At 65.4% G+C, this 19,654-nt stretch carries 20 protein-coding genes; 8 read left to right on the top strand and 12 right to left on the bottom strand.

Annotation, left to right across the window (positions count from 1 at the left end):
• Nucleotides 1-67: 67 nt before the first annotated feature.
• Nucleotides 68-943, top strand: a complete 876-nt coding sequence (locus tag KCG88_RS20390) for an alpha/beta hydrolase (RefSeq protein ID WP_047283754.1) — start codon at nt 68-70, stop codon at nt 941-943.
• Here the strand turns inward: KCG88_RS20390 and KCG88_RS20385 are convergent.
• Both KCG88_RS20385 and KCG88_RS20380 read right to left on the bottom strand, forming a co-directional pair.
• The gene (locus KCG88_RS20385; protein WP_210712994.1) at nt 937-2,283 is read right to left on the bottom strand and encodes an MATE family efflux transporter; all 1,347 of its coding nucleotides are present in this window, start codon (nt 2,281-2,283) and stop codon (nt 937-939) included. The two genes, KCG88_RS20390 and KCG88_RS20385, sit on opposite strands and share 7 nt — an antisense overlap.
• Nucleotides 2,284-2,350: 67 nt before the next feature.
• On the bottom strand, nt 2,351-2,644 hold the full coding sequence (locus tag KCG88_RS20380; protein ID WP_047283756.1) for a hypothetical protein: 294 nt from the start codon (nt 2,642-2,644) through the stop codon (nt 2,351-2,353).
• Nucleotides 2,645-2,834: 190 nt separating this feature from the next.
• On the opposite strand from KCG88_RS20380, the gene KCG88_RS20375 reads away from it, so the two are divergent.
• From KCG88_RS20375 to KCG88_RS20355, 5 genes are all read left to right on the top strand, one after another.
• Complete coding sequence (locus KCG88_RS20375; RefSeq protein WP_011059051.1) at nt 2,835-3,140, top strand: MazG-like family protein; 306 nt, start codon at nt 2,835-2,837, stop codon at nt 3,138-3,140.
• On the top strand, nt 3,137-3,886 hold the full coding sequence (locus KCG88_RS20370; protein WP_047283757.1) for a methyltransferase domain-containing protein: 750 nt from the start codon (nt 3,137-3,139) through the stop codon (nt 3,884-3,886). Before KCG88_RS20375 ends, KCG88_RS20370 begins: the two co-directional genes overlap by 4 nt.
• Before the next feature lie 11 nt (nt 3,887-3,897).
• Nucleotides 3,898-4,506 (top strand): DUF4136 domain-containing protein, encoded by a 609-nt coding sequence (locus KCG88_RS20365; protein ID WP_019095460.1) that lies wholly within the window; start codon nt 3,898-3,900, stop codon nt 4,504-4,506.
• Nucleotides 4,507-4,544: 38 nt separating this feature from the next.
• Complete coding sequence (locus tag KCG88_RS20360) at nt 4,545-5,102, top strand: DUF4136 domain-containing protein (RefSeq protein WP_210712993.1); 558 nt, start codon at nt 4,545-4,547, stop codon at nt 5,100-5,102.
• A 159-nt stretch (nt 5,103-5,261) separates the two neighbouring features.
• Nucleotides 5,262-7,256 (top strand): pilus assembly protein TadG-related protein, encoded by a 1,995-nt coding sequence (locus KCG88_RS20355; protein WP_047283759.1) that lies wholly within the window; start codon nt 5,262-5,264, stop codon nt 7,254-7,256.
• Here the strand turns inward: KCG88_RS20355 and KCG88_RS20350 are convergent.
• Nucleotides 7,241-10,009, bottom strand: coding sequence for a PAS domain-containing sensor histidine kinase (locus KCG88_RS20350; RefSeq protein ID WP_210712992.1), 2,769 nt, complete (start codon nt 10,007-10,009; stop codon nt 7,241-7,243). The two genes, KCG88_RS20355 and KCG88_RS20350, sit on opposite strands and share 16 nt — an antisense overlap.
• Nucleotides 10,006-10,443: a TadE/TadG family type IV pilus assembly protein gene (locus KCG88_RS20345; RefSeq protein ID WP_047283761.1), complete on the bottom strand. Its 438-nt coding sequence runs from the start codon at nt 10,441-10,443 to the stop codon at nt 10,006-10,008. Before KCG88_RS20345 ends, KCG88_RS20350 begins: the two co-directional genes overlap by 4 nt.
• A 74-nt stretch (nt 10,444-10,517) precedes the next feature.
• Between KCG88_RS20345 and KCG88_RS20340 the strand changes: the two genes are divergently transcribed.
• Both KCG88_RS20340 and KCG88_RS20335 read left to right on the top strand, forming a co-directional pair.
• On the top strand, nt 10,518-10,985 hold the full coding sequence (locus KCG88_RS20340) for an A24 family peptidase (protein WP_210712991.1): 468 nt from the start codon (nt 10,518-10,520) through the stop codon (nt 10,983-10,985).
• Between the two features lie 126 nt (nt 10,986-11,111).
• A complete protein-coding gene (locus tag KCG88_RS20335; RefSeq protein ID WP_047283763.1) occupies nt 11,112-11,903 on the top strand; it encodes a response regulator transcription factor in 792 nt (263 codons plus the stop codon).
• Nucleotides 11,904-11,946: 43 nt separating this feature from the next.
• Here the strand turns inward: KCG88_RS20335 and KCG88_RS20330 are convergent, their stop codons facing one another.
• Genes KCG88_RS20330 through cpaB form a run of 8 tightly spaced genes read right to left on the bottom strand, consistent with a single transcriptional unit; the run spans nt 11,947 to nt 19,406 of the window.
• Nucleotides 11,947-12,216 (bottom strand): DUF3613 domain-containing protein, encoded by a 270-nt coding sequence (locus KCG88_RS20330; RefSeq protein ID WP_047283764.1) that lies wholly within the window; start codon nt 12,214-12,216, stop codon nt 11,947-11,949.
• Nucleotides 12,216-12,950: a tetratricopeptide repeat protein gene (locus KCG88_RS20325; RefSeq protein ID WP_210712990.1), complete on the bottom strand. Its 735-nt coding sequence runs from the start codon at nt 12,948-12,950 to the stop codon at nt 12,216-12,218. Before KCG88_RS20325 ends, KCG88_RS20330 begins: the two co-directional genes overlap by 1 nt.
• A gap of 11 nt (nt 12,951-12,961) precedes the next feature.
• Nucleotides 12,962-13,846 carry a type II secretion system F family protein gene (locus KCG88_RS20320; protein WP_047283766.1) on the bottom strand — a complete coding sequence of 295 codons (885 nt, stop codon included), beginning with the start codon at nt 13,844-13,846 and terminating at the stop codon, nt 12,962-12,964.
• Nucleotide 13,847: 1 nt separating this feature from the next.
• A complete protein-coding gene (locus KCG88_RS20315; protein ID WP_047283767.1) occupies nt 13,848-14,729 on the bottom strand; it encodes a type II secretion system F family protein in 882 nt (293 codons plus the stop codon).
• A 16-nt stretch (nt 14,730-14,745) separates the two neighbouring features.
• The gene (locus KCG88_RS20310; RefSeq protein ID WP_047335572.1) at nt 14,746-16,020 is read right to left on the bottom strand and encodes a CpaF family protein; all 1,275 of its coding nucleotides are present in this window, start codon (nt 16,018-16,020) and stop codon (nt 14,746-14,748) included.
• Nucleotides 16,017-17,204, bottom strand: a complete 1,188-nt coding sequence (locus KCG88_RS20305; protein ID WP_047335573.1) for a pilus assembly protein — start codon at nt 17,202-17,204, stop codon at nt 16,017-16,019. The genes KCG88_RS20310 and KCG88_RS20305 overlap by 4 nt, the downstream gene beginning before the upstream one ends.
• The gene (locus KCG88_RS20300; protein WP_047283805.1) at nt 17,201-18,454 is read right to left on the bottom strand and encodes a type II and III secretion system protein family protein; all 1,254 of its coding nucleotides are present in this window, start codon (nt 18,452-18,454) and stop codon (nt 17,201-17,203) included. The genes KCG88_RS20305 and KCG88_RS20300 overlap by 4 nt, the downstream gene beginning before the upstream one ends.
• A gap of 19 nt (nt 18,455-18,473) precedes the next feature.
• Nucleotides 18,474-19,406, bottom strand: a complete 933-nt coding sequence (cpaB, locus tag KCG88_RS20295; RefSeq protein WP_210712989.1) for a Flp pilus assembly protein CpaB — start codon at nt 19,404-19,406, stop codon at nt 18,474-18,476.
• Nucleotides 19,407-19,654: the final 248 nt, after the last annotated feature.

Raw genomic sequence — 19,654 nt, 5'->3', positions numbered from 1 at the left:
GTCCGGGATTGCGGTTTGCAGCTAGCCTGCCAGGAGGCGCCGGTAATTGGCGCAGCGAGGCTGAAGGATGATCGATACCGCAAGAGCAAGCTGGCGCCTGTGGCTCGGCGGCGTGCTGATGGGCCTGCTGGCGGCCTGTTCGCCGCTCAAGGTGCTCAACGCCCTGACCCCGGATAGCACCTTCACCAAGATCCGGGATATTGCCTATGGCGACGACCCGCGGCAGAAACTCGATGTCTATCGCCCCCTTCGGGCGGCCCCCGGTGCGCCAGTGGTGGTGTTCTTCTACGGCGGTAGCTGGAACAGTGGCTCGCGCAGCGACTACGACTTTGTCGGCGAAGCCCTGGCTTCCCGAGGCATGGTGGTGGTCGTGGCGGACTACCGGCTGTATCCCCAAGTGCGCTATCCGGCCTTTCTCGAGGACGGGGCCCGCGCTGTGGCCTGGACCCATGAGCACATTGCCGAATTTGGCGCCGACCCGCAGCGGCTGTACCTGATGGGCCACAGCTCCGGGGCCTACAACGCGGCGATGCTGGCTCTGGACTCGCGCTGGCTGGCGCAGGTCGGGCTGAGCCCGCAGGTCATCAGAGGCTGGATCGGTCTGGCCGGGCCCTATGATTTCCTGCCGATTCGCAATACCGAGGTGCGACCGGTGTTTTTCTACCCCGACTCGCCGGTGGATTCGCAACCGATCAACCATGTCAGCCAGGGTGCGCCGCCGGCGCTGCTGATGGCCGCCAATGAAGACTCCCTGGTCAACCCCCAGCGCAACACCGGCGGCCTGGCCAACAAGCTGCGGGCCGCCGGGGTGCCAGTGCAGGAATTCTATTTTGCCCGCCCCGGCCACGCGACCCTGGTGGCGGCCTTGTCCCGGCCGTTGCGCGGGTTGGCCCCGGTGCTGGAGCGGGTCAGCGGCTTTGTCGAAGCACCGCCGACTCAGTGAGCCCCGGCGAACCAGCGGTCGCGGCGCCGCAAGTGCCAGGCGAAGGCGCCCAGGGTCAGGCTGCGCAGGAACATGAACAGCAGGAACGTCAGCCACAGGCCGTGGTTGCCCAGGCCTTGCAGTGACCAGGCAAAAGGCAGCAGCAGGAGCACGGTCAGCAACATGCCGTTGCGCATTTCCCGGGCCCGGGTAGCACCGATGAACAGGCCGTCCAGCAGGTAGCTCCAGACCGCAATCAACGGCAGTACGGCGAGGTAGGGCAGGTAGGTAAAGGCGGTCTGGCGCACGTCGGGAATATCGGTCTGCATTTCGATGAACAGGTGTCCGCCCAGCAGGAACAGTACGGCGAACCCCAGGCTGGCCAGTAGTGACCAGCCACCGGCTACCACCAGCGAGCGGCGCAGGGCCGGGCGGTCATGGGCGCCGATGGCGTGGCCGCACAGGGCCTCCACGGCATGGGCCAGGCCATCCAGGGCATGGGCGGTCAGTAGCAGGCCGTTGAGCAGCAGGGCATTGGCCGCCACCGTGGCATCGCCCAGACGGGCGCCCTGCACGGTGATCAGGAAGAACACCGATTGCAGGGCCAGGCTGCGGATGAAAATGTCACGATTGACCGCCAGCAGCGGGCGCCAGCTCTGCCAGCGGCGCAATGCCGCCCAGGCGATTTGCCCCGGATAGGCCCGCAGGGCCGGCCGGGTCATGGCCAGGCCGACCAGCGCGCCGCTCCATTCGGCGATCACCGAAGCCCGGGCCGAGCCCACCACGCCCCAGTCCAGCCCGAGGACGAACCACAGGTTGAGGGCGATGTTCAGCACGTTGGTGCTGAGCAGGATGGCCAGCGGTGCCCGGGCGTTCTGGGTACCGAGAAACCAGCCCACCAGGGCGAAGCTGGCCAGGGCCGCGGGCAGGCCCAGCAGGCGGGTGTGGAAAAAGCTCCGGGTCATCTGGTCCAGCTCCGCCGAGGGCTGCATCAGGTGCAGCGCCGCGTCGCTCAGGGGCACGCCTATGGCGCCCAGCAGCAGCGCCAGCCCCATCGCCAGTATCAAGCCCTGGAGCAGGATCTGCCGCAGCGCCGCCCCGTCGCCGCGCCCGGCGGCCTGGGCGGCGAAGCCGGTGGCGCCCATGCGCAGGAAGCCCATGGCCCAGGCCAGGAAGGTATAGAGGCTGGCACCGACCGCCACGGCGCCCAGCTGGTGGGCGTGGGGCAGGTGGCCGATCACCGTGCTGTCCACCAGCGCTACCAGGGGCACGGAAATGTTCGACAGAATCATCGGCGCGGCCAGGGCCCAGACGCGGCGATGGGTGGGGCGGTGACGCCAATCGGAAATCAGGGGGGGCATGCAGGCTCCTTGCGAGAGCGGGCATTGTACCCGGCGCCCGGGGGCGCCGGGGGCTAGTGCGGGAGGATCAGTGGATGATCCAGCTCAGCAGCCAGAGGCCGAGCACCAGCCAGATGATGCCGAGGATGATCGAGGCTCGCATGAAGGCGCGGATCGCCGAGTACAGGAACATCAGGCCGATGACCAGGGCAATGATGCTGACGATGGAGGTGTCCATGCCCAGGGCGCGGGACAGACCGTCGACAAAGTTGCTCCCGGCGTGGGTCAGGGTATTGAACAACCCGCTGAGCAGGTCGACGATAAAGCGGATCACCGAGCCGATGGCCTGGCCGAGCCATTCGAAGAAACTTTCTACCTGCATGTGCGCGTCCTGATGAAAGATGGGCCGAGTGCCCGAGCTCAAGCTTGGGCCATGAACACCCGCGGCGAGTTCCCTGTTAAGCATAGAAGCTGCCGGGGGTTGCGCATTCTGGAGGAGCCGGCTTGCCGGCGAAAGCGCTCTTGCGTCCCACGCCCATCCCCCGGAAGCTATACGCCTTCAGGAGACCCCGATGAACCTAGAGCAACTGACCCAACGCCTGCACGCCATTCGTGACCGCAACGATTGGCGGCAATTTCACAGCCCGAAGAACCTGGCCATGGCCGCCAGCGTCGAAATGGCCGAGCTGGTGGAAATCTTCCAATGGCTGAGCGAGGACCAGTCGCGGCAATTGCCAGCGGACAAGCTGGCCCATGCCGGCCAGGAAGTGGGGGATATCGTCCTCTACCTGCTGTTGCTGTGCAGCGAGCTGGGGCTGGACATGGACCAGGTGGTACGCAGCAAGCTGGCGGACAGCGAACGGCGGTTCTGCTCATGAGCGACCGGCATTTCGACCAGTTGGCGACCCGTTTCGCCGAGAAGATCTATGGCGGCGCCAAGGGCGCGATCCGCCTGGCGGTGCTCCAGGCCGATCTCAAGGACGTGCTGCCCGAGCGGCCACTGCGGGTGCTGGATATCGGCGCCGGGCTGGGGCACATGTCCTTGTGGCTGGCCGAGCGCGGGCACCAGGTCACCCTGGCCGAGCCGGCCGCACCCATGCTTGAAGGCGCCCGCCAGCGCTTTGCCGACGCCGGGCAGCAAGCCACCTTCATCCAGGCGCCCTGGCAGGAACTGCTGGGGCAACTGACCGAACCCTACGACCTGGTGCTGTGCCACGCGGTGCTGGAATGGCTGGCCCAGCCCCACGCGATCCTGCCGGTGCTGCATCAGTTGACCGCCACCGGTGGCTGGCTGTCCCTGGCCTTCTACAACCGCGACGCATTGGTCTATCGCAACCTGCTCAAGGGCCACTTCCGCAAGATGCGCAAGAACGACATGGCCGGCGAGAAACAGAGCCTGACCCCGCAACAGCCACTTGATCCTCGTGAATTGGCGGCGCAACTTGAGGGCCTGTGGCGAATCGAAAGCCAGAGCGGAGTGCGGGTTTTCCACGATTACATGCCGGTGGAGTTCCAGGCTCGTGCCGAGCTGACGGATCTGCTGGAAATGGAGCTGGCTCACCGTCGACACCCAAGTTTCGCCGGGCTTGGGCGTTATCTGCATTGGCTGTGCCGGCCAATCTAACGGAGTGTGCAATGAAACACCGCCTGGGTCTTATCCTCCTGTGTTCGGGGCTTGCCGCCTGTCAGGGCAGCAACCCCTATGTCGCCAGCTCCAACCCGCTGCCGCCGGCCCCGCCGCAAGCGGCCAACACCTTTGACCGCAGCGCCTACCCGGCGCCGCAACGGGACTATGGCCGCTACCGCAACTGGGCCTGGCTCAATGGCCGCCTGCCCAGCGGTTCGGCCTGGGCCGACTCGGCGCAGATTGCCGAGGCGGTCAGCAATGCCCTGGATCAGCAGGGTTTGCGCCCTGTGCATGACAACCGGCCGGCGGACCTGTGGGTCAGCGCCGACCTGCACCTGGAAAAGCGCTTGCGCCAGGTCCAGGACGACTACGGCTATGGCGGTTACGGTGGCTATAACCGGTATGGCCCGGGCTACGGCATGTACGGCAGCGTGCCGGTGGTGCGCACCTACGAGGTGGAAGTGGTGGTGGTACGGGTCAACCTGTACGACGGCGCAAGCGGCCAGCCGGTCTGGAGCGCCAGTGCCGAGACCAGCAGCCGCGGCAGCCTGGGCGAGCGGGCCGATGCCTTGCGTGAGGCGGTGCAAAAGGCAATGGCGGCCTATCCTCCCAGTTAGGATCGTCCCCGGTTTTTGTCTTCAAGCGGAGAAACAGCATGTTCCATCGAATCGCTCTACTGGTGTGTGCCGCCTTGCTCGGTGCCTGCGCCGCCAACCAGGTCAATCATGACTTCGACGCCAGCCGGGACTTTGGCGCCTACCGCAGTTGGAACTGGAAAGAGCCCGCCCTGCAATACCGACCGGATGATCCACGGATCAAGAGCGACTTGACCGAGCAGCGCATCCGCCAGGCGGTGGCCGAGCAACTGGACCAGCGCGGCCTGCGTCCGGCCCAGGGCGGTGCCCGGGCCGACCTGAACGTGCAGGCATACCTGATCGTCGAGGACCGCCAGCAGCAGGTCACCACCAACTATGGCGGCGGTTGGGGCGGCCCGTGGAATGGCTACTGGGGCGGGCCGATGTACAACGAAACCCGCAACATCACCTATAAGGTGGCGACCATCCAGATCGACCTGCTGGACGGCAAGGACGGCAAGCTGGTGTGGCGCGGTAGCGACGAGCAGATGCTCAGCAGCTCGCCCAACCCGGCAGACCGCAGCGCAGCGGTCCGCACCACGGTGATGCGCATCCTGCAGAACTACCCGCCCCACTGAAGCCTTCGACCGGGCAGGGCGGCACAGGGCGGGTGGCCCTGCCTGGTGCCGCCAGTCCGGCGATCCCGCGCCCCGGCCGGCGTCCGCCACGGCCTTTGACTACACTGCTTTCATCGATGGAGATAGCGCTCGGCTGCGAGCCGGTAAAGGAGTGCCTCGATGTCTCCCCTGAAACGGTTTTACGGCCCGGGCCGTCAGCGCGGGGCCATTGGCCTGATGGCGGCGGTGACCTTCGGCCTGGCCTTGTTGCTGATGCTGCTGGTAGTGGACAGCGGCCGGCTCTACATGGAGCAGCGCAAGTTGCAGCGCGTGGCGGACAACGCCGCGCTGGAGGCCGTCAGTCGTGGGGGCACCTGCCAGGCCGGCCTGACGGCCGCCGCCTACGCCGGCCAGAACGCCACCCGCAACGGCTTCACCGTAGCCACCGGCAGTAGCCTGAGCACCTCCTGCGGTTCCTTGACCACCGGGGCCAACGGCCTGCGGACCTTCACTGCCAACCCTGCACAAGCGGTGGCGATACGGGTGATTGCCACCAATACTGTGCCCATCAGCGTAGCGTCGGGAGTCGCGGCCCTGTTCACACCGGGGCCGATCAACCTCACCACCCAGCTCAGCGCCACGGCCGTGGCCGCGGCGCCGACGCCCACCGTGGCGCAGTTGAGCATCCGCAGCACCCTGGGCACCGTCAGTACCGCGCAATCGAGCATTCTCAACCCGTTGGTGGGCGGGATGCTGGGCGGCAGCCTGAGCCTCAGTGCGGTGGGCTGGAACGGCTTGCTCAACACCAACATCAACCTGCTGAGCTACCTCAACCAACTGGCGATCAATCTGGGGGTGGCCGCTGGCAATTACACCCAGTTGCTCAACACCACCACCAGCGTGACGCAACTGATCCAGGCGGCGATCACCGTGGTCCAGGCCAATGGCGCCACCGCCGACGTCCTGACCGCCCTGGGTAACCTGCAGGTTGCCGCGCTCAATGCCGCGCCCTTGAAGCTGGGGGATATCCTGCAGCTGCAGACCGGCCTGCCCAGCACCGCCCTGGATGCCAACCTGCAACTGTTCCAGCTTTTGCAGGCGGTGATCCAGTTGTCCAACAGCAACAGCGCGGTGGCAGCGACCTTGCCGATCAACGTGCTGGGGCTGGCCAATATCACGGTGCAGGCCAAGGTCATCGAGCCGCCGCAGTTGTCGGCCATCGGTAATCCGGCGCTGGCCAAGGCCGATCCCACGGGCGCCAATCGGATCTATGTGCGCACTGCGCAGGTGCGGACCCTGGTACGGGTCAATCTGTCCCTGCCGCTGGTTTCCGGGCTGAGCACCGCGGTGGGCAACCTGGTGGCGCCACTGACCCCGGTGTTGAACAGCCTGCTGAGCCTGAACCTGGTGGCGACCCTGGGTTCGGCGTTATGCCTGCTGGGGGCGGGGTGCGAGCAGTTGTACCCGGCCATCGCCTCCTCATCGGAAATCGACCTGAGTCTGGACGCGGGGGGCGCGATTGCCTATGTCACCGACTACAGCTGCCCGGTGAACAACAGCGGGACCAAGAGCCTGACCGCCCATGCCATCAGCTCCATCGCCGACTTGAAGGTCGGCCAGATCGACCCGACCAATGCCTTTTCGTCTGCCGCCGAGCCCACGGTGGCACCCTTGCCGCTGGTGGACCTGGGCATACGCACCTGCTACCAGTTCCTGATCCTGCCGGGGCACTGCGACCCGGTGGTGCACTACGCGGGCGGCGGCATAGCGGTGATGGTCAATACCAGCGTGGCGCAGAATCCCCAGGACCTGGTGTTCTCCAGCTCGGCGTCGCCGTTTCCGATACCGCCCAACGTCAACCAGACCCCGACTTACCAGACGGCGGCCCCGACCACGAACATCGTCAACAGCCTGGCGGGCACCCTGGCCGGCATCAACCTGATGGTCTACAAACCGGTCAACAACAACCCGCTGGGGGCCATTGTCACGGGGCTGGCTTCGGCCATCAGCGGGGTCAGCAACCTGCTCACGCCGTTGATCACCGGGCTCCTGAGCCCGCTGCTGGACCCTCTGCTGAATAACCTGTTGTCGGGGTTGGGGATCAACCTGATGGACGTGGAAGTGGGGGCCAACCTCACCTGCGGGCAGACCGGCAAGGCCTACCTGGTGATCTGATCCACCTCGGCGATCGGCAGTTCGATGCAGAAGCGCGCGCCGTCCTGGCTGTTGCTGACGCTCAGGCGGCCCCCCATGTTCTGCACGATGCCATAGCTCACCGACAGCCCGAGCCCGGTGCCGATGCCCACCGGCTTGGTGGTGAAGAACGGCTCGAAGATCCGCTCCAGCAGGCGCGGGTCGATACCGCCCCCATTGTCCTCGACCCACAGGCGTACCCACTGCTCGTCGCGCTGGCCATACACGGCGATCCAGGGCTTGAAGTCGTGCTGCTTTTCCTGTTTGCCCAGCAGGGCGTCCCGGGCATTGACCAGCAGGTTGATCAACACCTGCTCCAACTGGTCGACAAACCCCAGCACCAGGACCTCGAACCCCAGCTCGCTGATCCGCAACTCCAGGCCCTTGCCACGCATGCCTTCGGCCAGCAGCGAGAGGGTGCCTTCGATGGCGTGGGCCGGGTTGAACGGCTGCTGTTCCACTTCCGAGCGCCGGCCGAACACCCGCATGTGGTCCACCACCCGGGCCGCACGCTGGACCTGGGCATCGATGCGCTTGAGCTTGTCGGTGAGGTAGTCGATCTGCACGTCGCCGTTACCCAGGCGCTTGAGCACGTTGACGATGGCCATGCGCATCACGTTGAGCGGCTGGTTGATCTCGTGGGCGAGCCCGGTGGCCATTTCCCCCAGGGTGGCCATTTTCGCGCTTTGCGTGAGCTGTTGCTGGGCGCGCCGGACTTCGGTGTTGTCGCGGCCCACGGCCTGGATTTCCAGCAGTTGCCCCTGTTCATCGAACACCCCGCGATCCGACCACACCCACCAGGCATGTTCGCGCCCGGGCAATTGCAGGTTGATCTCGGCGGTGCTCACGGGATATTCCGGGCTCAACAGCTTGAGCCGGCGCTCGAAGCCTTCACGCTGTTCGGCAGACAGCCACTGCCTCAGGTTGCTGCCCGGCAGCTCCTCGGGGGCGCATTCCAGGTAGGCCGCCAGCGGTCGGTTACCGAAGGTCAGGGTCAGGTCCGGGCGATAGCGGCAGATCATCGCCGGTGAATCTTCCACCAGGATCCGATAGCGCTCTTCGCTCTGGCGCACCTGCTCGGCGGCCAGGGTCGCCTCGGTGACGTCCAGCCACAGGCCGACGGCTTCCACCGGCAACCCCAGGTCGTCGCGCAGCAGCTTGGCTTCGTCCAGCACCCAGTGGTAGGCCCCGTGGCGATCGCGCAGCCGATAGCGGGTATGCACACTGCCTTCGCGCAGTAACTGGCGGCAGCGCTGGAAATACAGGTCGCGGTCTTCGGGGTGCACCCACTCCGCCAGGGGCTGCGCCGCGCAGTCCGCCAGGCTCCAGCCCAGCAGGGGTTGCAGGCTGGCGCTGAAAAAGCTCGGCTGCAAGGCGCCTTCCTGGTAACGCTGGACGTAGATCACCGCCGGTGAACTGGCGATCAGGTTGTCCAGCCGGGCATGGGCGGCGGCGGCCTGCTGCTGTTGGTTCTTGATGTCGCTGATGTCCAGCATGAAACCCACCAGGCGTTGGCTTTCCCCTCGGCCCAGGGCCTGGCCCTGCAAGCGATACCAGTGCTGAAGGGCGCTGGGGTCGGGCTCGTGCAGGCGCACATCGAGCAGCAGCGGCTTGCCCAGTTTCAGTTCCTGCAGGCGGCTGTTGAATTCGTCGCGGTCGGCGGGATGAATCAGTTCCAGCCAGGCCTGCACGTTCAGGCGGGCACCCTCCTCGGGCAGGTGCAGGCTGGCGGCCAGGCGGCTGGCCAGCAGTACTTCGGCGGTGTCCGGGCACAGCTCCCACCAGCCGGCGCCGAGCAGTCCTTGGAGGGCCTCCAGGCGTTCCAGGTGCAGGTGATGGCGATGCTCCCGCAGACGGCTGAGCAAGGGCCCGGCCAGGGCTGCGGTGAGCATCAGCCAGTCGCGATCCAGCAGGTACGGGGCCTGCTGCTGGACCGCGTAGCAGCCGCACAAGAGCCAGGCGGCGACGCCGTGATCATCCCGGTACGGCACCAGGAAGCCTTCGCGATGGCCGAAGATGCCTTGCAGTCGAGGGTGTTCGTTGAGGCCCTGGATCTGGTTCAGGTGCTGCGGGGTGTTGCCGCTCAGGCTGTCCAGGCCGGCCCCCAGAGCCTGGCCTTCCTGCCACAGGCGCGGGGCGTCATGGGCGCTGTAGCAGCTGTGGACTACCCAGCCCTGCTCCTGCTCGTCGAGCAGGGCCAGGGCGATACAGGGAATGTGCCAATAGCGGGCCAGGTCGCTGAGTTGATCATGGAGCACGTCCGGCAGGCGAGTCAGGTTGCACAGGCGCAACTGTTCACTGGCCTGGTCGGCAAACACCCGGCACTGCTCGCGCCCCTGGGCCTGTTGCCGCTGCTGGACCAGATCGCCGATATCCAGCAGTTGCAGGTGCCACTCCTGCCCCCAGCGCTGGACCCAGCCGCGCAGATGCAGGGGCTGGCCGCCTGCGCCTCGCAGGTCCAGGTCCAGCACCTGGCCGCTCCAGTCGGCAGGGCCGCCCTCAAGGGCCAGGACGCTGCCGGGCAATACGTAGTCCAGCAGGTGTGGTGGCTCGCGGGAGGGGGGCAGCTGGATCAGGCTGTGGCGCAGCGGCCCATGGCTGGTGAGGATGCGCCCCTGTTGATCGAGTACCAGTTGCAGGCCCACTGCCTGGGGCGGCGGCGGGCTGTGCGGCGGGGCGGCGGGCAGCGCCTGGCGGCCCAGTAGACGTCCGAGCAGCTTGTCGCCAGAGGTCAAAATTGCAGACTCGAGCTAGCAGTCAGGGTGGTGGGCAGGCTGGGCACCGGACCGATTCCTGGCAGCACCAGCCGCGGCAGCACCTGGTTCAGCTTGCTGGTGGGGTAGTTCACCGATACCGTCAGCACGCCTGCGCTGTACACCGCGCTGTAGTCGCTGGCGGCGAAGTTGAAGGGCGTGGGAATCCACTGGGTCTGGGTCTGCACCACGCTGTTGGCGAGGTTCTGCACCGTGGTGGCGTAGTTCGGGGTATTGGGGTCGACCATCACCGCACGGCGCACCGCCTCGGCGGTGGCCTGGTGGAACGACTGCATCATCAGCAGCGGCAGGCTGTAGCTGACCAGGCCGTAGAACACCGCGAAAAAAATCACGAACACCGCGGCGAATTCGATCGCCACAGCGCCTTTCTGCTTTCTAGGGAGGCCCGGTTTCATGAGTGCGTCTACCCTGACAACCACTATGTCCATTGAGCATAGGACCATTCCGGCAAAAGGGACCGTTCTGGCTGATGCATTTCTGGGTTTTGTGGGGCTGGTTGGCAATCTGTGCGCTGCAGGATCTGCGTCAGCGGCATATTGCCAATGGCTTGACTCTTGGCGCCGCGCTCTTGGCGACGGTCTACCTGCTGTGGAGTGGCGCGACCTGGCTGGGGGATAGCGCCAGCCAGGGCGGTTGGGCGTTGTTGCTGGCATTGCTGTTCACCTTGCCCGGCTACGCCAGCGGACGAATGGGCGCCGGCGACGTCAAGTTGATGGCGGCCCTGGGGCTGGCCTCCGGCCCCCTGTATCTATTGGGAACGTTCATCGCCGCCGGTCTGTGCAGCCTGCTCTGGCTGCTTGTGCTCAGGCTCCGGCCCCAGCAGAAACAAGCACTTGATACCCCCGTGGCAGGGCGCGCTGGGAGGGGGTCAAAAAAATACCCTTTTGCCCCCTTTGTCCTGGCTGGAATGGTCTTAACTGTGAGCGTGATCCACTAGTCGCCGGACCCATTAATGCTATGTACATAGTCGGAAAGTAGGTCTAGGTTTTAAGTCGTGGCTGCCCGGATCATGCGTGGCAGCACAGGAGTGGCCAATCGGCGATAGGCCCGCACGGAGTAGCACGTGAACAAGCTCACCTCACAGATGAAGGTGCTCGTGGTCGACGATCAGCCCCTGATTGTCGAAGAGCTTTGCGAGTTCCTCGAAAGCAGCGGTTACCGTTGTGTCCCTTGCGAGTCCAGCCGCCAGGCGCTGGAGTGCTTCAACAGGGACCCGGAAATTTCCCTGGTGCTCTGCGATCTGCACATGCCCGATATGGACGGCATTCAGTTGGTCCAGGAACTGCAACGGATGGCCGGCAAGCAGCGGGTGTTCGAAGCCATCATGCTTACCGGGCAGTCCGACAAGCAGGATGTGATCAAGGCTCTGCGCGCCGGTATCGCCGACTACTACCAGAAGCCCATCGACCTGGACGAACTCCTCGAAGGTCTGCAGCGTCAGGAAGTCGCCTTGCAGGAACGGCAGAAGAACCTGCACCTGGGGCACCTGAACCAGAAGCTGCAGTTTCTTTCCGAATCCATCGATGACCTGTACCAGGACCTGGACAAGGTCCGGCGCAGCCCGGCTACCAGCCGCAGCGAAGAGCCCCGGGGCGAAGGCGCCGGCGAAGGGGATGCCATCGAGATCCCGGCCATCTTCAACCAGCTGTCGCCAAGGCAGCTGGATGTGGCCCGACTGGTGGGCAAGGGCCAGACCAACTACCAGATTGCCTGCGAGCTGGGGATCACCGAAAACACCGTCAAGCTGTATGTCTCCCAGGTACTGCGCCTGACCCACATGCATAACCGCACACAGCTGGCCCTGGCCCTGTCACCAAGCAACTCCGGGCTGCGCCAACGGGTGACTGCCCACTGAGCCTGCGGCGGCGAGCCGTTCGCCGCCGGTTGCGGGCTTTCCCCTACTTGGTTTCCACCTTGCCGCCGGCGTCCGGGTCGTACAGGTCCGGGATCTCGTATTTGTATTTCTTCAGCCAGCGCTGCAGCGCCAGCTCGCGTTCGGTGGGCGTGGCCGCCTGGGGCTGGGGCGAGGGCGCCAGGTTGCGGTTCTGCAACAGTAGCCAGGCTTCGGTTTCCTGTTGCTGGGGCGAAGCAGGGCCGGGCTCGATGGCCTGGGCGGCCAGGGGCAACGCCAGCAGGGCAGTGCAATAGAACATCGGCAGTTTCATCATCAGCGCTCCTTGGCGGGTGCGGCGTCTGGCTGCAGGGTGGTAGCACCCCTGGCGACCTGGGTCACCTTGGTGCGCGCGGCGGTGGGGGCCTTGAGCTCTTCGGCGCGGGCCTGGGCCTGGGCGAACTGCTGCGGGGTCAGGCTGGCCTGGCTGACCACTTGTGCGGCCTGTTGCCAGTTGTCCTGGTAGAGCAGCAGGGTCACCAGGTTGATGGCCGCCAGGGGCTCTGACTGCTTGAGCTCGATAGCGGTGAGGAACTCGAAGCGCGCATCCTCGATGCGCAACTGGTTGAGGTACACCACCCCCAGGTCATTGCGGATTCTTTCATTGGTCGGCGCCAGGCGCGCGGCCCGTTGCAGGTGCGCCTGGGCCTGGCCGTTGTCGCCCCTGGCCGCCGCCAACTGCCCCAGGCCGTGCTCGCCTTCGGCCGCCAGGCACGAGCCCAGCAGGCTGCGGTACAAGGGTTCGGCCTCACTGCGGCCCAGCAACCGATAGACTCGCGCCTTGCGTACGCGCACCTCGGCGAGGTTGTCCGGCAGGTTCTGCAGGTTGGCCAGGCTGGCGTGCAGCTTGCCATCGGTGGCCATTTCGTCGGCGAGGTTCACTGCCAGTTCCTGCTCGGAGCTGAGCTTGGCGCAACTGCTGGAGTTGGTCAGGGCCGCCCAGGGCGTCTGGCCGTTGCTGGCGCATCCTCCGAGCAGCAACAGGCTGGCAATGACAATCATGGCTTTCATCAGGTTCCCTCTTAGGAAGCGAAGGCCCGGGCGATGGCGGTGAAGCCTGGCCCGGCCAGTACGATCAACAGGGCGGGGAAGAGAAACAGCATCATCACCACCGACATCTTTGCGGACATTTTCGAGATGTATTCCTGAAGGCGTGTCAGGCGCCGGTCGTCCAGCAGCTGCTTGAGCGCCTGTAGCGATTTCATGGCCCCGCCGCCCTGCAGGATCAGTTGCTGGAGAATCACGCAGGTGTCGGTGAACTCGTCTACCGCCAGCAGGGTGGCGGTCTGGTTGAGTTCATGGCCCAGCTCCAGCCCCGAGTCGACACGGGCCAGGATCAGGCGCAGTTCCTGGGTCAGTTCCGGCAGCAGCTTTTGCGCTTCGCTGCTCAGTACGCGCAACGCCTGTTCCACTGCCATGCCCGACTCGAACAGGATGCGCAGCAGGGGAATGAAGGTCGAGATCTCCAGGGCGATGTGCTTCTGCCGGCGCTTGGCGGCGTAGGCCAGCGCGCGCTTGGGCAGCAGGTAGCCGGCACCGATTGCCAGCAGGGGGACCAGCCACTTGCTCTGGGCCTCGGGAAAGGCCACTTCCTGGATGAAGATCACCAGGCACACGGCCAGCACCGGCGTAGCGATCTGGCTGGCGGCGAACAGGGAGCGTTCTCTGGCGCGGCGCCAGCCCAGGCGGTTGAGCAGGGTCTGGGTTTCACTGTCCATGCTCACCGCGCGCTGCCCGAAACGGCTGTCACCCAGCAGTCGCAGCCAGTTGCCCAGGCGGCTGTCGCGGGTCATGTTGCCCTGCAAGCGCTGGGCGATCTGGCGCTCGCGCCGGCGCTGTTCCAGCACGCCGTTGCCAAGCAGCAGCAACGCCCCGAGAAACATCAGTGCAGCGGCCAGAACCAGCATTTCAGATGCTCCTCAACATGCGCCAAAGGGCCAGGCAGCCGAAGATCTGCAGGCACACCGCGGTGATCAGCATTTTCTGCCCCGCGGAGTCGTGCCACATGCCCAGCATGTAGCCGGGGTTGGTCAGCATGAAATAGCCCACCAGCAACAGCGGCAGGGTGCCCAGGACCCAGGCGGTCATGCGGGTTTCCCCGGTCATCGCGCTCAGTTGCCGCGCTCCTTGCTCGCGCTCGCGGATCAGCTTGATCAGGTTTTCCAGCAACTCGCTGGCGTTGCCGCCGTAGCGATGATTGACCTTCAGGCCCAGGGCGAACATGCGCAGTTCGTCCTGCTCGTAGAACTCGGCGAAATCGCTGACCGCGTCCGGCAGGTTGACCCCCAGTTGCACGTTGCGCTGGATGCGGCCCATGGCGTTCTTCAGCGGGTCGTTGCTGGCCTCGATGGCCCCCAGCACGGCGTCCGCCAGGGTGCGCCCGGACTTCAGGCTGCGCACGCTGTGATCGAGCAAGGTGGGCAGTTGTTCGATCATGCGCTTGAGCCGACGCTGATACAGCCAGGCGATATATAGCCGCAGCAGCAGGGGTGGCAGGAGAATGCCGCCCAACAGGCCGAGCCAACTCGCCAGCACATAGCCCAGCAGCATCAGTACCACCCATACTGCCAGCCACAGGCCCAGGCGCTCGCTGGGCTGGCCCAGGCCGGCCCGGGCGAATGCGTGCTCCAGGCCACCCCAGGAGGCGCGTTGCGGCGCCAGGTCGGGCTGCCCTTCGGCCAGGCGGTTGAGCACTCGTTCCCGCTCGGTCTTGCGCACGCCGTGGTAGAACAGCCAACCGGAAAGCCCCAGCAGAAGCAGGCAGATCAAGGTAAACAGCAGACCGATCATGGGCCACCTCGCCGGTTCAATTGACGCCCAGCCCGCTTTCGCGGCGCAGTTTGTCACCCGCAGGGTTCATCGCTTCGCGCAGGAAGCCGAAGCCGGTACGACGATCCAGGCGGAACAGGGTGTTGGTGACGTAGATGTCGTCACGTATGCCTACCACTTCCACGACTTCGCTGACGCAACGCCGGCCATCGGGCATGCGGGTCAACTGGATCACCACATCCAGGGCGGCGCAGATCATCTGCCGCAGGGTACGCTCGGCGATCTGGCGGCCGGTCAGGCCCACCAGGGTTTCCAGGCGCAGCAGGGCGTCCTGGGCGTTGTTGGCGTGCACGGTGCTCATGGAACCGTCGTGGCCGGTGTTCATTGCGGTCAACACGTCCAGTACTTCCACACCACGGATCTCGCCGAGGATGATCCGGTCCGGACGCATCCGCAGGGCGTTGCGGATCAGGTCGCTGGCCTTTACCTCGCCATGCCCCTCGGCATTGGGCGGGCGGGTTTCCAGGCGGACCACGTGGGGATGGCCCAGTTGCAGTTCGGCCACGTCCTCGATGGTGACCAGCCGTTCATGGGGGTTGATCAACTGGCTGAGGATGTTCAGCAGGGTGGTCTTGCCAGTGCCGGTGCCACCGCTGATCAGGATGTTGCAGCGCTTGCCCACCGCTTCCTGGATGAATTCGAAGATCGCCAGGTCGATGGTCTGCATGGCAATCAGGTCGCTGCTGTTGAGCATGTCCTTGCGAAACTTTCGAATCGACAGGCAGGGTCCGTCCAGGGCGATGGGCGGGATGATCGCGTTGACCCGGCTGCCGTCCGGCAGGCGCGCATCGACCATCGGCGAGGACTCGTCGAGGCGCCGGCCCAGGGGGGCGAGAATCCGCTGCATCACCCGCTCCACATGGTGGGCGTCGATGAAACGCAGGTCGCTCTGGTGCAGCACGCCTTCACGTTCGACGAACACCCGATGCGGGCCGTTCACCAGGATCTCGGTCACCGCCGGATCGCGCAGCAGCACTTCCAGGGGCCCGAAGCCGGTCAGCTCGTCGACGATCTCCTCGGCCAGCCGCTCCATTTCATAGCGCGAGATTGCCAGGTGCATGCGCGCGATGTACTCCGCCACCTTGTCGGTGACGAATTGCGAGAGGTTCTGCCGGGAGCTTTCCAGCAGATTTTTCCCCGACTCTTCGATGGCATCGATGATGTATCGATGCAGCACCAGCTTCAGGCCTTCGTGGTCGCTGTTGCCGGCGCCTGCGCGGGGTGGGGCGCCAAAGAGTTTTTCGCCGCTCATCTGCCCCCCATGATGCGATTGAGCCAGCCGGCCTTGGGCTTGGGCAGGCCCTGTGAGCGTTTCGCCAACCGCTCGCCCAAGGTACGCAGGCTTTGGGTCAGGGCTTCGCGCGGGGCGAGTTCGAACAGGGTAACGCCCTGGTTCTTGGCATTCAGGCGCACCTCGGGGCTGTAAGCCAGCACCGCGATCACCTCCAGGCCGAAGGTCTTGCCCAGGGTTTCGGAATCCGGTGCCACGGTGCGCAGGTAACGGTCGACCAGCAAGCGCGCATGCTCGAGTTTCATGCCTTTTTCACGCCAGTGATTGAGTACGGCCAGGTTGCGCCGACAGTCGAGCACGTTCTGGTCGGTGCACCACAGCAGCTTGTCGCAATGGCTGACGAAGGTACGCAGGGCCTCGCTGTCCGGCTGGCCGACAAGGTTCACCACTATGTGCTGGAAGTGCTGGCGCAAGGCACTGAGGAGCATGTACAGCTCCGCCGCGCTGGTGTGCTCCAGAGGCGCGTCGTGGCTGGCGTAGGCGAGGATCCGCAGGCCCGCCTCGGCGCTGGTGAAGGCGCTGTCGATCAGCGTGGCATCCAGGCGCCGCAGGTGGCGCAGGGCGTCGCCGAAGTGGAACGAGCTTTCCAGGCCCAGCAGCGCCAGGCTGTCGCCCCGGGGCAGGCCCAGGTCCAGCACCAGGGTCTGCTGGCCGCTCTTTTGCACCACCAGCGCCAGGTGGCTGGCCAGGAGGGCGCCGTCGCCATCGCCCTGGGCGCCATAGAGCACGGTCAGGCCGCCCAGTTGCGTATTGGGTGTCACTGCCGGCAGGCGTTTGCTCAGACGCCGGACCAGCCCGGCCACTTCACTGGAGCGTGAGCCATAGGCGACAAAGTCGCGGGCGCCGGCGCGCATGGCATTGAGCACCAGCTGGTTGTCCATGCCATCGCCGAGGGCGACGATCGCCAGCATCGGCTTGGCTTCCAGGGCGCCTTCGATCAGGGCGGCCTGGGCCACCACGTGTTCGCGATCAAGGCCGACGAACACCAGGTTGGCGAAGGTCACATCCACCAGTGCCAGCAGCTCGTCGAGGCTGCCATCGGCACCCACGACCTGGCCCAGGGGCGCCAGGGCGCCTTGTAGCCACTCCAGGTCGGTGCTGTTGCGAGTGATGGCGAGAAACGTCTGGCTCAGGTCCTGGCTCATTGTGACAACCCGCTGCGCTTGTCGAAGTTGCCGTTCTCGAGGAAGAACATGCGGTAGAAGTTCGGGTCGTAGTTGCGCAGTCGTTCGCCGGGCAGGGCGGGCAGCTTGGCGTCGGCGGCCAGGGGCTGGACCAGATGCGGGGTCACTACCATCAACAGTTCACGCTCTTCGCGATTGATCTTGGTGTCGCGAAAGAAGGCACCGAGCACCGGAATGTCCCCCAGCCCTGGAAACTTGTTCACTTGAGAGCTGTTGTTGGAGCTGATCAGGCCGCTGATGACGAAGCTTTCGCCGTCGGCCAGGGAAATGCTGGTATCGGTGCGGCGTATGGTCAGCGCCGGGACTTGGGTCCCGGCAATGGTCACGGCGTTGCTGTAGTCCAGTTCGCTGACCTCCGGGGCAACCTTCAGCGAGATACGTCCGCGATCGACGATGGTGGGCGTGAGGGTCAGGCGGATACCGAACTCCTTGTATTCGATGGTCACGCTGTTGCTGCCGGTGCTGGGCACCGGGATGGGAATTTCGCCCCCGGCGAGAAAGCTTGCGCTCTGGCCGCTGAGGGCCACCAGGGAAGGCCTTGCCAGGGTATAGGCGAAGCCGCTGCCTTCCAGGGCGTTGATCAGGGTCAGCACCCGGCCGTTGCCGAAGCCGATGTTGAAGGTGCCGTTGTCCAGTGGGATGTTGGTCCGGCGGCCGCCGAAGGTCGGGGTCACGCTGCCGGAGGTGCCACCGGTGACGGGGGCGGTGCCGGGGGCGCCGAACAGGAAGTTGTGCCCGCGGCCGAAGATCGAAACGCTGGCCTCCTTGAGCTTGGTGCGGCTGACTTCGACAAAGCGGATGTCGGTCTGTACCTGGCTGGGCAGCAGTGGATCGTCACTGGCCGGCAGGCGGCCGGTGCTCATGTCGGCGGTGGCCCGGCCCTGGACGAACACCATGCTCTGGCTCGGGGTACTGGCGCAGGCGGTCCAGACCATCAGGCTGGTGGCGCCGGGCGCCATGCCGGTGAGCAGGAAAGCTTTGTTGCCGGTGGTCTGGACGTCCGCGATCTTGGGGTCGCCCACTGCCAGGCGGGTGATGGCCACCGCAGATTGCAGCTCTCGCTGCAAGCCTTCACCGATCTCCAGCACCGCGGGCAACGGTGCCAGGTTCGAACAGCCTGCCACCGCCGCAGCCAGGGCCTGGGTGCAGAGCAGCGGGCCCAGGCTCAGGGTCAGCAGTACGGAGAACAGCGGCATGGAACGACTGCGCATGTAGTGCATCCTTGCTCAATCAGGGAGTTTGTTGAGTGACTTGGTTGCCCCGGATCACTTCCACCGCCGACCGTGCGCCGCCTTGGGCGGCCGGTGCGCGCGGGGCGCTGCCCAGGGCAAGTTGGTTGAACTGGAACAGGTTGCTGTTGGCGGCATCGAGGTGCTCGCGGGCTTGCTCGTCGCCGGCCCAGTAATGGGCCAGGCGCTGTTCCTCACTGCTGCGCACGGCCAGGCGCAGCACTCCAACCTGCGTGGCGAGCATCAGCCGGCTCAAGAGTTGCTCGGGGACGGCCAGGACCACCGTGCGCGCATTCAGCCGACGCTGGTCCTGCTTGAGCTTTTCTTCGTTGCTCAACCCGGGGGCGGCGGGTTGCCCGTCATTGGCCAGGCCCAGTTGTTCGCCGACCGCCAGCACGCGCATGGCGGGCACGGCGATCTGTGCCGACTGCTGCGGGTTGCTGGTGTCCTGGCGCAGGAACAGCACGACATCGACATAGTCCCCCGGGCTCAGTTGCCCGGCAGCGCCGATCACCTCGTCGACCGCGACCGCCAGGGCTCGTTCGTCGCTGTGAATCATCCGCGCCAGGGCGCCGCCGGTACTGAAGCTCTGCTCATTGAGCCAGGTGCCGGCATTCAACTGCCGCCAGGGTGTACGGCCTACCGCCTGGCTGATGGCACTGAGGCTGCCGGCCGGCGCGGTACGCAGTCTTTCCAGCGCCAGATCGGCGGCGGCCAGGGGCACGAAGGGCGGCACATCGCGCACCAGCACCACCACCGGTTGGCGGGTCTGGTCTTCTGCGCTGGTGGTGGTGGGTTCGACGACACTGGGCGCCACGGGTTGAACCGGTGGTGCTGGTTCGGGTTTGCGACTGAGAACCAGGCCCCAGTAACCGAAAAACACCGCACCTACCAGAAGAAGTCCGGCCAGACCCATGGTGAGGCGACTGTTCATGAAGGCTCTCCCTTTCCTGCTGCACCACCAGCCCGTGATTCCAAACGAGTTAATTTCGCAATCAGGCAGCTATGAACATGCAACTATTTCGCTATGTGAAGGTAGTAGAGCTAGGACGAAATGCCATTAACTCACCCAAAAATAGCTAACAAGGGGATGAGTCCGTCCACATGGGCAGGTTTTTTGGCGCCTACCTTCCAACTAATACTTACTGACTAATCAGTTCTTACAGTTGCTGGGCCGGTCTT

Origin of the sequence: Pseudomonas sp. MWU349 (genome assembly GCF_017947325.1) — a bacterium.
GTDB lineage: Bacteria > Pseudomonadota > Gammaproteobacteria > Pseudomonadales > Pseudomonadaceae > Aquipseudomonas > Aquipseudomonas protegens.
The sequence above is the reverse complement of the archived record's forward strand: the minus strand, read 5'-3'. Positions and strand labels throughout refer to the sequence as shown.

Excerpts from the sequence above, each read along its gene's own strand:
- KCG88_RS20320 (WP_047283766.1), bottom strand. The coding sequence starts at position 13,846 with ATGCTGGTTCTGGCCGCTGCACTGATGTTTCTCGGGGCGTTGCTGCTG.
- cpaB (WP_210712989.1), bottom strand. The coding sequence starts at position 19,406 with ATGAACAGTCGCCTCACCATGGGTCTGGCCGGACTTCTTCTGGTAGGT.
- KCG88_RS20355 (WP_047283759.1), top strand. The coding sequence starts at position 5,262 with ATGTCTCCCCTGAAACGGTTTTACGGCCCGGGCCGTCAGCGCGGGGCC.
- KCG88_RS20340 (WP_210712991.1), top strand. The coding sequence starts at position 10,518 with ATGCATTTCTGGGTTTTGTGGGGCTGGTTGGCAATCTGTGCGCTGCAG.
- KCG88_RS20330 (WP_047283764.1), bottom strand. The coding sequence starts at position 12,216 with ATGATGAAACTGCCGATGTTCTATTGCACTGCCCTGCTGGCGTTGCCC.
- KCG88_RS20385 (WP_210712994.1), bottom strand. The coding sequence starts at position 2,283 with ATGCCCCCCCTGATTTCCGATTGGCGTCACCGCCCCACCCATCGCCGC.
- KCG88_RS20305 (WP_047335573.1), bottom strand. The coding sequence starts at position 17,204 with ATGAGCCAGGACCTGAGCCAGACGTTTCTCGCCATCACTCGCAACAGC.
- KCG88_RS20380 (WP_047283756.1), bottom strand. The coding sequence starts at position 2,644 with ATGCAGGTAGAAAGTTTCTTCGAATGGCTCGGCCAGGCCATCGGCTCG.
- KCG88_RS20325 (WP_210712990.1), bottom strand. The coding sequence starts at position 12,950 with ATGAAAGCCATGATTGTCATTGCCAGCCTGTTGCTGCTCGGAGGATGC.
- KCG88_RS20300 (WP_047283805.1), bottom strand. The coding sequence starts at position 18,454 with ATGCGCAGTCGTTCCATGCCGCTGTTCTCCGTACTGCTGACCCTGAGC.
- KCG88_RS20345 (WP_047283761.1), bottom strand. The coding sequence starts at position 10,443 with ATGAAACCGGGCCTCCCTAGAAAGCAGAAAGGCGCTGTGGCGATCGAA.
- KCG88_RS20375 (WP_011059051.1), top strand. The coding sequence starts at position 2,835 with ATGAACCTAGAGCAACTGACCCAACGCCTGCACGCCATTCGTGACCGC.
- KCG88_RS20370 (WP_047283757.1), top strand. The coding sequence starts at position 3,137 with ATGAGCGACCGGCATTTCGACCAGTTGGCGACCCGTTTCGCCGAGAAG.
- KCG88_RS20360 (WP_210712993.1), top strand. The coding sequence starts at position 4,545 with ATGTTCCATCGAATCGCTCTACTGGTGTGTGCCGCCTTGCTCGGTGCC.
- KCG88_RS20310 (WP_047335572.1), bottom strand. The coding sequence starts at position 16,020 with ATGAGCGGCGAAAAACTCTTTGGCGCCCCACCCCGCGCAGGCGCCGGC.
- KCG88_RS20390 (WP_047283754.1), top strand. The coding sequence starts at position 68 with ATGATCGATACCGCAAGAGCAAGCTGGCGCCTGTGGCTCGGCGGCGTG.
- KCG88_RS20365 (WP_019095460.1), top strand. The coding sequence starts at position 3,898 with ATGAAACACCGCCTGGGTCTTATCCTCCTGTGTTCGGGGCTTGCCGCC.
- KCG88_RS20315 (WP_047283767.1), bottom strand. The coding sequence starts at position 14,729 with ATGATCGGTCTGCTGTTTACCTTGATCTGCCTGCTTCTGCTGGGGCTT.